The 15,375-nt window shown below is 58.1% G+C and carries 2 protein-coding genes; one reads left to right on the forward strand and one right to left on the reverse strand.

Going from position 1 to position 15,375, the window contains the following annotated elements; all coding sequences use genetic code 11:
• Nucleotides 1-393: 393 nt before the first annotated feature.
• Entirely contained in the window at nucleotides 394-13,533 is a 13,140-nt protein-coding gene (locus C7434_RS09090) for an Ig-like domain-containing protein (protein ID WP_133745377.1), read from the reverse strand.
• Nucleotides 13,534-14,213: 680 nt separating this feature from the next.
• Here C7434_RS09090 and C7434_RS09095 point away from each other — a divergent pair.
• Nucleotides 14,214-15,368, forward strand: a complete 1,155-nt coding sequence (locus C7434_RS09095; protein ID WP_033740605.1) for an MFS transporter — start codon at nucleotides 14,214-14,216, stop codon at nucleotides 15,366-15,368.
• The last annotated feature ends 7 nt before the right edge of the window (nucleotides 15,369-15,375 follow it).

Consider the following 15,375-nt stretch of genomic DNA (forward strand, 5'->3'; position numbering starts at 1 on the left):
TATGTTTTTGAAAGCCTACCGCTAAGCGCGCGTTAATATTAATAGTATAAATTGGCGAGAGGTTCATGATAAAAATCGCCAGTTATCAAATATCTCGTCTGAAAGCTGTTTTTTTAGCCAAATTCAATCCCAAAAAGTCATTAGCATAAGTAAACAACCTGCCAGTTAATAAAGTTAAGGAATTACTCTATCCGTTGATGGACGAGGCGTCAGGACAGGGCGTGACGTTATATACCGCTTTATCCCGTGCCAGTCCTCCCCCTGGGGGATGGATGACCGACACGCACTATCGAATGCGGCGCATTAACTGCGGTACGGTCAGTTAAAACGGATTAAAAAAGCGGGTGCTTGCGCACCCGCTGTGTTCTGCGTGTAACCATCAAACCGCACCGTTTAGACGATGGCGACCTGCAGGTTATGCTGGACCAGCACATCACCCAGCGTGTTGTCATTGGCAAGCGCCGAATTATGGTAGACCTCATAGGCCTGGCCATTCAGGATACGCTCACCACTGATTTCCCAAACGCCACCATCGCTATTGACCAGCGTGACCTGACTGCCGTCTGCGCCTTTAATCATCAAATCATCGCTCTGGTTGTCTGTAAGCGTAAGCGCCTCATTCAGATCAAGTTTGACCGAATTGGTGCCACTTTTACCCAGATCGAGAATTTCAATGTTTTCGAATTTCAGGCCAAGCGCAGTCAGATCCAGCGTGATGTGATCACCGCCCAGCACCAGGGTATCGGTACCGGCACCGCCATCAATATGGCTGAAATTCAGATCGTTGACGGTCACGGTATCGGCACCACTGCTGCCACTTACCGTCGCCCCTTCAATCTGTCTGCCATCTTCCAGCGTAATCACCACCCCACCAATACTGTAAGCCTCCTCCGTTATGGGGGTTTCAGGCACGACAACGGCTTGCTCCGCGACATTCACCGACTCGGTACTGCTGGTCGGCACCACCGTATCGGCTTCCGTGGTCAGTGTAGAGACGGCATGGAGCGCCGGTGCTGTTTCCTCGCCAGACTGACTGTGATGCTGCGTTTCCAGACTGGCCGCCGTAACACTTTCGTCCGACACCGCGAAGGTGGCAAACGACTCCGCCGACAGCGTGGTCGTGGCAGGCAACAATGACCCCAGCAACAGCGTGTTTGTGGTGGTAAAGCTGTTACCGGCCACATCCGTAATGGTCACTTTCGCCAGCGTATTCACTGACAGCAAGAGTCCCCCTACAGAAAGCAGTGACGAGGCAAAATTAGCCGAGTAACGTCCCAGAGCATCGGTAGTCGTATTGATGGTTGGCCCGTTGCTGCCGTTCGCCAGCAGTAGCGTCACGCTGACTCTGGAACCCTGGGCTGCGTTCAGCGATCCGCCCTGCACCGTCAACCCCGTCAACAGTGCGGTCACGACGCTGAGCACCGGATCCACCCCGACGACAGGCTGGTTGTGCGACAACGCGGTAAAGGCACTGGTCGTCGTGGTGCTGTTACCGCCGATATCCGTGACGGTGACCGCGACCGAATGGCTGCCGTCCGAAATGCCTTTCAGTGTGGCTGACGGTACGCTAACGCTCCAGGTGCCGTTTGCGCCTACAGTGGTGGTCAGAATATTACCTGCCACGTTAACGGTCACGCTCCCGCCGACAGCATTGCTGCTGGTGCCGCTGATGGTTTCAGCAATATTGGATTCAGAGATGTTCAGATAACCATCACCGCCAAAGTAGCTGTTCACCCCAACCGTCGGCGTACTGCGGCTGGCGACGCCCAGCGAAGCAGACGCGCTGCCGCTGTTGCCGATACCATTGGTGACGCTGGCGGTAACGGTATAGAGTCCGTCCGCAATCGCCGCCAGGTTTGTTGCGGAGATCGGCAGGCTCCAGGTCCCGTTACTGTTTACCGACGTGGTAAAGGTCTGGGTACCGATGGTGACCTGCACCAGCGATCCTTCCGCGTTAGTGGCCGTCCCGCTAATCGTCTGCGTGGTTTTCACATCTGCGACGCTCAGCGCATTGTCACCAAACAGAGAGGTAATGGTTAACGCCGGCGCACTGTTACTGATGACGCTCAGGTTGCCCGAACCAGACACGGTATTACCGTTAAGGTCGGTCCCTGTCACGGCAACAGTTTTCGCACCATCGCTGATGCTCAGCAGATCGGCCTTCGGTACGCTGATCGTCCACCCACCGCCGCTCACCACTTTGGTGGAGTAGGTCACGCCGTTTAACGTGGCGCTGACGGTTGCGCCCGCTGACAGTGACGACGACCCACTGATGGTCTGGTTAGTTGAAAGGTCTGCGGCGCTCAGGACACCGTCGCCAAACACCGTATTGACCGTCAGAGTTGGCTGCGTCACGGCCAGCTGCACGCCTGCGCTGGTGGAGGTGGTGTTACCGACCGCATCCGTTACCGATGCACTGACCGTAAAGTTGCCGCCAAGCAATGTCGAAAGAACCGCCGGGCTTAACGAAGCAGAGAACGTGCCATCCGCATTCACCACCGCCGTCGCCGTGGTGTTGCCAATCGCCAGGCGCACGGTGCTGCCCGCCACCACGCCGGTTGCGGTCCCCGTAATGGTCTGCGTCACGAGCGACTCGGCAATATTAAGCACACCGTCGCCAAAGAGCGGGTTCAGCGTCACTTTCGGCAAATTGTTAATGCCTACGGTCGCCGTGGCCGAGCTGCTGCTGGTATTGCCTGCGGCATCGGTGACGCTGACGCCTACAGTGAGCGTGCCGTCGGACAAGCCTTTCAGCAAAGTCGGCGTTAAGCCGAGGCTGAAGTTGCCGCTGGCATCGGTGACGGTCACGAGCTGCTGGCCCGCAATCGTCACAACCACGCGAGATCCGGCTTCCGCCCCGGTTACCGCGCCGCTAATCGTCTGCCCCGCCAGGGCATCAGCTACGTTCAGCAACGTATCCCCAAACAGCGGATTGAGGGTGATGGTTGGTACCACGGTATCGACGCGAATGCCCGCGCTGGTCGAGGCCGTATTCCCGGCAGCATCGGTAACCGTTGCCCCGATGGTGAGGTTGCCCTGCGCCAGCGTGCCGAGGATATCGGGCGTCACCGTTGCGGAGAAGGTGCCGTTCGCTCCCACCACTGCGTTAATCTGCGAGGCGCCTACCGTAAGCGTGACTGTCGAACCTGCTGCGACGTTGTTGACCACGCCGCTGAGCGTCTGGCTGGTCGCAATGTCGGCCAGGTTAAGCACACCATCACCGAACAGTGAGGTCAGACTGATAGTCGGCGTCTGGGTGAAAATGCCAATGGTGGTACTGTTGCTGGCCACGTTGCCGACAGCATCAACCACGCTGACGCCCAGTGTCTGGTTACCCGCCGTCAGCGCCGTCAGGTCGGCAGCAGGCAGCGTCAGACTCCAGCTTCCATTGGCGCCCACTGCGGTGGTGTAGGTGCGGGTGCCTAACGTCACCGTCACCTGCGATCCTGCCGCCGCATTTTCGATCGTACCGCCAATCTGTTGGTTGACGGCCGCTTCGGCAATATTCAGCAAGTTGTCGCCACCAAACAGGCCGGTCAGGGTTCCCACAACGGGTACGGCATCGACAATCGCCGTCACGGTTTCCCCCACGGTACGGACGTTGCCCGCAGCATCTGTCAGGGTGACGTCCAGCGCCAGCTGACCATCACTGATCAAACCCAGTACATTCGGTGGAACCACAATGGCCCATTTGCCATCCTGTCCGACCGCGCTGGTCAGCGTTGTGCCACCAATCGTGACCGCGACGGTCGCGCCCACGCCGGCCGATGTGGCCGTGCCGGTAATGGTCTGTGCAATCGTGGTATCGATCGCACTGAGTGTGCCGTCACCAAACACAGAGTCGACCACCAGATTTAACGCCGCGTTCACCACCTTGTTGACGGTGATCGTCGCATCGGTTTGGTTGCCTGCAACATCGCTGACACGAAGACCAAAGACCAGCGGACCATCGTTAAGGCTGGCCAGCACGTCAGGCGTTAAGTCAATGCTCCAGGCGCCGTCAGCACCGATAACCGCCGTAGCGATCGGCGCACCATCACCCACGAACAGGGAAATGGTTTGGCCCTCTTCTGCGCCCGTTGTGCGACCGGTCAGGACCTGACTGGTTGTGATATCGGCTGCATTAATCAGGTTGTCGCCCAGGAAGGCGTCAGTCTGAATCAATGGTGCGGTCGTATCTACAGTCACAGTGCGGTCGACGGAAGTCACGTTGCCCGCAGCATCGCTGAGCTGGGCATTGATGACCGTTTGCCCCTCGGCGAGTGCCTGCATATCACTGGCCGGTACGCTGGTTGACCAGGTGCCGTCAGTCTGTACGACGGCGGTGTAGGTTTTGCCGTTGAGCGTTACCGTTACTGCGCGGCCCGCCTCACTGGTGTCCGAGGTACCGCTAATGGTCTGGCGTACCTGAGTTTCGCCGTCGTTAATGACATTGTCACCCGCAAAGTCATTGATAGTGAGTGACGGCGGTGTCAGATCCAACTGCACGGTGCCAGTGGCCGTGACGGTTTCCGAACCATTGGTCGCGTTGACCGTAATGGTGACCGGCCCGTCGGTGGTGCCGAAATCGGCGACGGACAGCGCTCCCGTCGTCCAGTTGCCGTTCGCATCCAGCGTGGTGGCGTAAGGGGTCCCGTTGATGACAATGCTGACCTCGCCGGTAGCACCCAGGTTTTGCGATGTTCCGCTCAGCACGACACCATTTGCCTGATCGACCGTACTGATGATGTTGTCACCCGATACGGTGCCCAGCGTGACCAGCGGTCCCGGCGGTGGCGTCAGATCAACCGGAACTGACAGTTCCTGCGTCACCGGGTTACCGGCCTGATCGCTGACGGTCAGCGTCAGTGTGGTAGTCGGCTGCGTAAAGTCACGCATTTGTTCAGGCGTCAGTGTGAGGCTCCAGCTTCCGTCTGCCCCAACGATGCCCGTGCCCAGCACCGTACCCGCAAGGGAAACGGTCAACGAAGTCCCGATTTCAGCCCCTGTTACTACGCCACTCAGCACCTGCGGCTGAACACTTTCGGCGTAATCCAGTCCGTCATCCCCTGCAAAGGCCACCGTGGTGATCACAGGTGCGGTAGTATCAATGGTCAGCGTCTCTGTAAGGGTGGCACTGTTGCCAGCCGCATCCGTCGCGACCACAGAAAGACTGTAATTTCCGTCGGTATAAGCTTGCAGATCGGCTGTGCTCAGGGCTAATGTCCAGCTGCCATCTGCCTGTACCACCGCATCGAAGCTTGTCCCTCCTAAGGTGACCACAACCGTCTGCCCTTCACCGGGTTCCCCTGTGCTACCGGTCAGGGTGACGCCATTCGCGACATCCGCTGAATTAATAAAACCGTCACGTGCGAGCGGGGCCACGGTTGGCACCGGTGTCGTCAGATCGGCCGTGAAGTTAAACTGGGCAGTACCCGGGTTGCCGGTAGCATCAACGACGTTAACGGTGACGGTATACGGACCGCTCCCTAACGAATTTAACGCATTAGGCGGAATCGTCACGCTCCAGTTACCATCGTTATCGACCGTACCGGGATAGCTGATGCCGTCCAGATTCACGATAATGCTGACGGCCTGATTTGCGCCGCTGCTGCCCGTCGTTCCCGTCAGCGTGACGCCAGCGGCGGCCTCACTGATGCTCAGCACATTGTCGCCACCAAACTGTGTGGCCGCAAAAGTCGGCACGGGCGCCGTCACCGCGGTCACCACGTTTAATGTGGTGTTGTCGGTGTTCCCCGCACTATCGGCTGCACTCACCGTAATGACATGGCTGCCGTTAGGAATTTGCGCCATCTGATCCGGGGTCAGCGTGAGCGACCAGCTTCCGTCATTCTGCACGACCGCATTCAGCGGTTCGTCATTGTTGAAGCCGCTGATCACCACCGTGACGGTTTGCCCCGCGCCACTGATGCCGGTGGTACCGGTCAGGGTCTGGTCCTGTGCCGCCTCAGTGGCATTCAGCGCACCATCGCCAAACGGCAGATTGAGACTCACATTCGGCAGCGTTTGCACAGCGACAATGATGTTGTCAACGGTGCTGGCCGTATTGCCATTCACGTCGGTGACGGTGATCGTCACCGGCCAGGTCCCATCCGGCAGCGTTTGCAGGACGCTCGCGGGCAGATCCAGTGACCAGGTGCCGTCGCCGTTAATGGCAGCCGCATAGAGCGTCCCGTTGACCGTAACGGTCACGGCGGCGGCGTTATCATTATTCAGATCGCCACTCAGGCTACCGCCAGCCTGCGCCTCGGCCGCGTTAATGCGTCCATCGCCAAACGGCGTATCAAGCGTAGGCGCGGCAATCGGTGCGGTTGCCGTCGTGAAATCCTGTGTGGTGGTCACCGAGGTATTGCCTGCCCGATCGGTCGTCACGATACTCAGGGTATGGCTGCCATCGGCCAGCCCCGCCATGACTTCCGGCGTCAGGCTGGCTGTCCAGTTACCCTGGGCGTCAACGGATACCGTCAGCGGTGTGCCGTCCACAGTCACGTTCACGGTTTGCCCGTCGCTCAGTGGTGTGGTGCCGTTAATCAGCTGTACTGACGCAGCTTCACTGGCATTGATGACGTTGTCGCCAAACAGCGTTTCCGCAACCGTTGGCGTCGCTGGTGGCGTCAGTAAGATCTCAACGCCGACGGATGCTTCTGCCGGATTGCCCGCCACATCACTGGCCGTCACCTGCACCTGCGTCACGCCATCGGGTAAACCGCTGAGCGCGTCCGGTGCCAGATTGAGCGTCCAGATACCGTTGGCAGCGACCGTCGTGGTAAAGGGTTGATCCCCAATTGTGACGGTGATTTCGCTGCCTTCGGCCAGATTGGTGGCTGTGCCCGTCAGCGTCAACGCACCCGCAGCCTCTGCCTGACTCAGCAGGCCATCCCCAAACGGGACGTCCAGCGTCAGGACAGGTACGTTTCTGATCGCCACATCCAGCGTCGTGCTGCTGTCGGTCGCGACGTTACCGCTGGTGTCCGTTGCCGTCACGGTGACAGTCTGAACACCATCAGTCAGCGCTTGCAGATCCGCTGCCGGGATGGCCAGCGTCCAGGCACCGTTTCCGTCGGCCAGGGCGGTGTAACTGATTTGATTTAGCGTCACGCTAATCTGTGCGCCAGGCGCACTGTTACCGGTGACCGTCAGATCCTGGAGCGATTCGGCCTGATTCAGCGACGTGCCTGCGCTCAGGGTAATATCGACCAGCGGTGGCAGGGTCGTTTCGATGGCGACATTATGGCTGGCCTCCGCAGGATTGCCCGCAGCATCATTCGCCGTCACCACAAAGGCTTGTTCTGTCCCGGACGGCAGATCAGCAAGGGCATCGGCGGGCACGGTTACGCGCCAGTTGCCGTTGGCATCAATGGTGGTCGGGTACGCAATACCGTTAACGGTCAGCGTAACAGGCGTCCCTTCTGCCAGTAACCTGCTGCTGCCCGTCACCTCCAGCGCCGTTCCGGCTTCGGTTGCGTTGATGATGTCGTCCGCTGCCACTACATCTACGCTAAGCGTTGGCTGCGCCGCCTCGCTGGCGATGACAGTGAGGCTGGCAGTGCTGCTGGCAGGATTGCCCGCCGTATCGCTCGCCACCACCACCACAGACAACGCACCATCTGGCAGCGCGCCAGCATCACCCGCAGGAACGGTCACGTTCCAACTGCCGTCTGCCTGAACGGCACCGGTGTAGCTCTGACCGTTCAGGGTGACAGTCACAACCTGCCCCGCCGTCAGGTTCGTACTGCCACCGCTGATGGTGAAATCCGCAGCGGCTTCTGCCCGGTTCAGTAAGTTATCGCCGCTGACGGTATCGACTGTCAGCACGGGCAATGACGCGCTGTCGGCGACGCGGGTCAGATTTTGCGTCAGCGTGGTCTGGTTACCCGCCGCATCTGTCAGGGTAATATCCAACGCATACGTGCCATCCGGTAAGCCCTGCATGACGCTGGCAGGAATATTGACCTGCCAGCTTCCATCCTGAAGCACCAGCGTCTGATAAGTCTGGCCTTGTAAGGTCACGGTAACCGTTTGCCCTTCATCAGCCAGCGATGCCGTGCCGGAAACCGGAATGGTCTGCAGCACCTCCACTGCATTGATTTGATTATCTCCGGTAACCGGCGTCAGAGTCAGTTCAGGCGGTGTGAAATCCACGGTGATGTTACTGTCCAGGCTGCCCGTGTTACCCGCCGCGTCAGTCACATTGACGACAATGGGATTGACGCCTTCTGTCAGTGCCTGAAGGACATCACTACCCAGAGTCAGAGACCAGTTACCCTGTGCATCTACTGTCGCGCTGTAATCATTTCCCCCCACGGTCACCGTGACGGTCTGACCTGCGCCAGAAGCGCCGGTGGTGCCGCTGATTGTCTGGTCAGTCGTGGACTCGATCTGGTTCAGATAGCCGTCTGTGAAAGGTGTAACGATACTGATCGGCAGACTGTTCGTTGATACGGTAATCTCGCGGGTTTCTGTCACGCTGTTTCCGGCCAGATCGCTGACGGTCACGGCCAGTGCATAGCTGCCTGCGGGAATACCTTCCAGTGCGCCAGCGGGCAATGTAAAGCTCCAGTTGCCTTCGGCGTCAACTGCCGTGGTCCATACCTGATTGTTTAAGGCGATCGTTACCACCTGACCTTCCCCGGCATCACTGCTGCCGCTGAGCACAATCGGTCCGGTGCTCTCGGTCGGGTCGACAACATCATCGCCTGTCACCGGATCCAGCGTCAGCCCAGGCGGGGTGAGATCCACCTCGACAGTGCCCGCAACGGAACGGCTGTTACCGGCCGCATCCGTGACCGTCACCGTATAGCCGGTGCTGCCCTCAGTCAGAGCGGTAAGCGCATCAGCAGGCAGCGTAACGCGCCAGTTGCCGTTTGCGTCCACGGTTCCGCTGTAAATATTACCGTTAAAGGTGACGTTAACGGTTTGCCCAACGCCACTCACGCCAGTTGTGCCGTTCAGCGCCTGCGCATTGGTGACATCGTCTGCATTAATCACGCCGCCATCAAAAGCATTAATAACGACAGGGTTGGGTACATTGTTAATGGCCACGTTCAGCGTGCCTGAGCTGCTGAGTACGGCCCCCGTGGTATCCGTAGCCGATACGGTCAACGTGGTCGGCCCATCCGTCAGGCTTGCCAGATCGGCAGGTGGGATCACAATGTTCCAGGTTCCGGTGGCTGAAACCGTGCCGGTATACGTGACGCCATTGAACACCAGCGTAACCGTGCTGTCGGGCGCGACATTGACCGTGGTTCCGCTAACAATCAGCGGGTCGGTTGCCTCACCGGCATTCAGATAGTTATCGTCGCTCAGGGGGGCCAGCGCGATGCCTGAGGCATTGCTGTTGAGCGTCAGATCCAGACTGCCAGTGGCGGTATTGCCTGCGGCATCACTGACGGCCACGGTGTAACTGGCGCTGCCGTCAGCCAGCGAAGCGAGGACCTCTGCCGGAACAGTCAGTTGCCAGGTGCCATCCCCCAATACTGTGCCGCTGAAAACATCGCTGCCTACAGTGAGGGTGACGGTCTGACCCTGCTCGACATTCGTAGTGGTGCCGGACAGCACCTGACTGACCTGACGCTCTGCGCCATCGACGACATTATCGCCTGCGAAGGGATTCAGGGTTAACGTTGGCAGCGAAGCCGCATCCGCTTTTACCGTCAGGTTACTGGTATTGGTAGAGACGTTACCGGCACTGTCTGTCGCCGTCACCGTTAAGGTATAGCTACCGTCAGACAATCCACTCAACGCAGCATCCGGTACATTCAGCGTCCAGGTGCCATCTGCATTAGCCGTTGTTGTGACGGTTGTACCATTAAACGAGGCGACGATGGTCGCACCGTTTTCACTGGTGCCGGTCAGCACAAGAGGCTGCTGAATTTCCGTGGCGTTGAGTACGCCATCGCCAGAAGGCGTGGCAACCTGCAGCACCGGCGGCACGGTATCCACCGTGACGGAGCCAGAGGCCGTACTGGTGTTGCCGGCAATATCGGTGAGCGTGACGGTATAAGGTACCGTTCCCTGATCCAGCGCAGCGAGGATGCCTGACGGAATGCTCACCTGCCAGTTACCTGCACCATCTACCGTGCCGTTATAGTCAACCCCATTGAAGTTGACGACGACGCCTTGCCCGGCTCCGGTCACACCGCTGTTGCCCGTAATCGTGCCGTTGGCCGTGGCTTCAGCGCCATTCAGCACGCCATCACCAAAGGCGACGCCAGCCGTTGCGATCGGCAGATCGGTAGCAAAGACGTTAATATTCGTTGTATTGGTGGCAAGCGTGTTACCACCGGCATCGGTGATAGTGGTAATGACCGGCAGAGCACCGTTTGGCAGTTCAGCCAGTGAACCGGCAGGCAGCGTCACCGTCCAGTTGCCCTGCGCATCGACCGTGCCGGTATAGCTGGTGCCATTAACACTAACGGTCACCTGACTGCCCGCAGGAATGTTGATTGTGGTGCCACTCAACACGACATCGCTGGCCACATCCTCAACATTGAGGTAGTTATTTGTCCCTACAGGCGACAGCGCAACGCTGCTGCCCGTATTGTCGACCGTAAAGGTCAGCTCCGCACTGCTGGTGTTCCCGACGGCGTTTACGACCTCAACGGTCAGCGACTGCGCACCATTCGGCAAGCCGGACAATGCGGTGGACGGCAGCGTGATTTGCCAGTTACCGTTGGGCTCTACTGTCCCCGTGTAGGTCACGCCATTCAGGGTAACGCTAACCTGTTGTCCCGCCTCAACATTGGTTGTGGTGCCGGTAAGGGTTTGTGGCTGCTGCTGTTCGGCACCATCCAGAATGCCATCGCCAGCAAAACTACCCGAATTAACCGTAATGGTAGGCTGGACTTCTGGTGCCGTCGCGACATTCAGATCGCTGGTGAACGTCGTCTGGCTGCCATTGGCATTCGTCACCGTGACCGTAAACGGATTGCTGCCTGACGGTAATGCAGCGAGATCAGACTGGTCAACTCTCAAAGACCAGCGGCCATTGGAGGCCACCAGCGTCCGGTAAAATCTGCCGTTGAGCGAGAGTGTGACCTGATCGCCATTCTGGCCGGTACCATTCAGGATCAGTGGCTGTGTCAGATCGCTGACGCTTAGCGTGTTATCGCCGCCCACGGGCTCAACGCCCAGCACAGGTGACTGGGTATCCACCGTGAGGTTATTTGTCTGGGTAACCACGTTGCCAGCCTGATCAACCACACTGACAACCAGTGGGTTATTCCCCTGCGGTAAGGCAGACAGATCGGTGGCAGGAATCGTCGTACTCCAGCTGCCGTCCGTATTAACCGGAACGTTGTAAGTGTTGCCGCCGAGTTGAATCTGTACCTGTTGTCCGTCACCGGTAATGCCGGTATTCCCGCTCAGTACCTGATCGCTGGCGGCGTCCAGATTATTAAGGACACCATCGCTGATCGCGCCGCTGTCGAGGTTAACAGCAGGCAATGTTGTGGCCTGCAGGATCACGTCAGCTGTGCCGGTCACGAGGTTACCGTTAGCATCCACGGTGCTGACGGTAATCGATTTCAGCCCGTCTGCTACGCCGTCAAAAGCGGCTGCAGGCATCGTGACCGACCATAATCCGTCGCCATCTACGGTACCGTTGTAATTGACACCGTTAAAGTTAACCGCAATCTGCTGACCCGGTGTCCCACCAAGGAACGCACCCTTAACGATAACGCCCTGGCTGGCTTCCAGCGCATTAATAAAACCATCTCCGCCCAGCGGTTGGGTAATCGTCAGCGATCCCGGCGTCCCCGCTGCGGGTTCAACGATAATGTCCTGGTTGCCCGTCGCGATGTCTCCGGCATTGTTAGCCACGCTGACGGCAATTGTCGTCGTGCCCGCCGCTAATGCGCCCAGCGCTGACGACGGCACCGTCACGCTCCAGCCGCCGTCCTGGCCCACCGTGGTGGTATAGGTCTGCCCGCCCAGGGTCACGGTCACGGTCTGGCCCGGCTCCACATTGACGGTGGTGCCGGACAGAATCTGATCCGTTGCTTTTTCTGCATTATCCAGCACGTTGTCCCCGGCGAAAGGATCGACGGTCAACGTCGGATCGCCGGGCTGTGTTGCCGGTGCCTCCACGGTGATGGTTTCGGCAGTCGTGGCCGCGGTGCCCGCCGCGTTGCTCACCGTCGCCTCGATGGTCGTTGTGCCCGCCGCCAGCGCCTGCAGCGCCGCCGCCGGCACCGTCACGCTCCAGCTGCCGTCCTGACCCACCGTGGCGGTGTAGGTCTGCCCGCCCAGCGTCACGGCCACGGTCTGGCCCGGCTCCACGTTGCTGGTAACGCCTGAAATGAGCTGATCCGACGTTTTTTCGTCGTTATCCAGTACGTTGTCCCCGGCAAAGGGCGCAAGAGCCACCGTCGGATCGCCGGGCTGTGTTGCCGGTGCCTCCACGGTGATGGTTTCGGCAGTCGTGGCCGCGGTGCCCGCCGCGTTGCTCACCGTCGCCTCAATGGTCGCCGTGCCTGCCGCCAGCGCCTGCAGCGCCGCCGCCGGCACCGTCACGCTCCAGCTGCCGTCCTGGCCCACCGTGGCGGTGTAGGTCTGTCCGCCCAGCGTCACGGTCACGGTCTGGCCCGGCTCGACGTTGGCGGTGATGCCCGAAACGGTCTGATCCGTGGCCTTCTCCGCGTTGTCCAGAATGTTGTCCCCGGCAAAGGGCGCGAGGGTCACCGTCGGATCGCCCGGCGAGGTCACCGGCGCTTCCACGGTGATGGCCTGGGTCTGGGTGGCTGCGGTGCCCGCCGCGTTGCTCACCGTGACCGCGATGGTCGCCGTGCCCGCCGCCAGCGCCTGCAGCGCCGCCGCCGGCACCGTCACGCTCCAGCTGCCGTCTGTTCCTACCGTGGTGGTGTAGGTCTGTCCGCCCAGCGTCACGGTGACGGTCTGGCCTGCCTCCACATTGGTTGTGGTGCCCGAAAGCGTTTGATCTGACGCCTTCTCGGTGTTGTCCAGCACGTTATCCCCGGCGAAAGGGTTGACGGTGAGCGTTGGCGCACCGGGCGTTCCCGGTGCGGCCGGGTTGTCACCACCACCACCACCTCCTCCGCCCCGACTGGTACCCAGTGCAACGCCCGCCAGACCAAGCAGGCCCACACCGCTGGCGGTCATTAGTCCGGTAGAAATATTGCTGTTATCAGCCAGGAGAAGGGGATCGACACTGTCGAGAGATTCATAGGTGGGCGTCATGGTTGTGGCGGCGTAATCTGTTGCGTCAACCGCCGTGGGGAAAAGCGCATGCTCTGGGGGATTCACACCATCGTCAAACACCAGTTCACTGTGATCGCCGGCAGCATCATCCAGAAAGAAGTTTTTATAGCGAACCGTGCTGCCGTCACGCATCTGAACGATAAGGTCATCACCCTGCCGTTGAAATTGCGTCACCACTTCACGTGTGCCGTTAATACGGACAACGCTGGGTTCACTGAGGGTAATCGTTTGTGCTGAGACGCCATCGACCTGTGAAATGAGCGTACCATTTGCACGGGAAATGATATCCACCCGAGTTTGAGTGATTTCTGCCATCTTGACCTTACTCCACCAGAGAAGCTAATTAACTGAAATGAAAACCATAAAAATAATTTATGGGTAACTTTTCCACGTTTTACTTGCTGCGAATCTGAAAACGTTTCAACCTAGTGCGACAATAGGTAAAAAAATCAAGAACGATGGCAAAAAATCTAAGCGAAGCGTAATAATTGTTTAAATTTTAATTAATCCGAACTTACTTTTGGCAACATCATGAAAATAATATTCATCACAGTCAGGGCAAAAATCAATCGTAATATGCAGTTTTATTTATGATTTAACCAAGATAACATTAGCCAAATTTTGGTTTTGTCAGTAAAAAAGTGGCAAAAATGTGCCGCGCATCGCTTTCAGATGTTGCTAAATATTTCTAAAAAATGCGCAAAGTTACGGATTAACCTGTTTTTTTTAGGCCTTGACAGGCTGAAGGCATACTCAAATTTAACTAAGCAATACACATAGCGAAAATGTGACCACGGTCATACAACGTCGCGGCAGGAGGGAAAGTAAGCCAGGAAAGTTCTGGAAAAATCATTGGCACCGCTAAAAGTCGGTACACTGGCGCTGCGCGAAAATCATCTACGTAAAATGATGAACTGTTAAGCCTGTGTTCTCACAGCGTTTTGCAGCAATTTGATGCTACACTTTTTTGCTTCGATACAGATGAAATAAGAGCCATGACAGCACTGGATGCCGCAAAATCAACCTGTTCTGAACGCCGCCTTAGCGCCGGTACGCGTACCATTTTTTTAATTAATGGACTGGGCATGTCAGCCTGGGCACCACTGGTACCTTATGCGCGCGATCGCTTGCAGTTAGAAGGGGCATCCCTCGGTGCCCTGCTGCTCTGCCTGGGGATTGGTTCACTGCTTGCGATGCCCGTCACAGGCACGCTGGTTGCCCGCTTTGGCTGCCGGCGGGTGATGATGAGTTCGACGCTGCTGGTCCTGTTAATGCTACCCGTGCTGGCAACCGCGCCTTCCCATCTGGTGATGGCCGCAGCACTCATGCTGTTTGGTGCCGGGTTGGGGATGCTGGACGTTGCAATGAATTATCAGGCGGTGGAAGTAGAAAAAGCCGCAGGACGCCCCATGATGTCAGGCTTTCACGCGTTTTTCAGCCTGGGAGGCATTTTAGGTGCCGGTGCGGTAAGTCTGCTGTTAGGTCTGACATTGACCCCTCTCTTATCGGTTCTGATCGTTATGGCGGTGATGGTCGCATTGCTGCTGTGGCGACTGTCCGGCTATATGAACCAGCGCTTACATCAGCCTGATCAGCCCTGGCTGGTGATTCCGCGCGGGCGTGTCGCCTTTCTGGGCGTACTGTGCTTTATCCTGTTTCTGGCAGAAGGCGCAGTACTGGACTGGGGTGCCCTGTTGCTGCTGCAAAATCCGTCAATGTCGACGGCACATGCAGGTCTGGGCTATGCCGTATTCTCTGTAGCGATGACGGCAGGACGCTTTACTGGCGATAAGATTATTCAACGTTTTGGCCGCTATCCGGTGATGGTCATGGGCGCGCTGGCCGCGGCGTCGGGCCTGGCGCTCGCCGTCCTGCTGCCCTGGCCGGAAGCGTCATTACTGGCTTTCTTACTGGTGGGATTTGGTTTATCCAATACCGTGCCTATGTTATTTAACGCGGCGGGTAATCAGCATGCAATGCCCGCTAACCTGGCGATTTCAGCCATGACAACGTTGGGATATGCAGGTATTCTTTCTGGTCCGGCGTTGATCGGGTTCATCTCTCAATGGATTAGCCTTAGCGGTGCATTTTTACTGATTGCACTGCTCTTGTTGGCTGTGGCTGTCAGTGCGCGCAACGTTGCGCGATAAATCAGGT

The organism is Pantoea sp. PNA 14-12 (assembly GCF_004364735.1).
Lineage (GTDB): Bacteria > Pseudomonadota > Gammaproteobacteria > Enterobacterales > Enterobacteriaceae > Pantoea > Pantoea stewartii.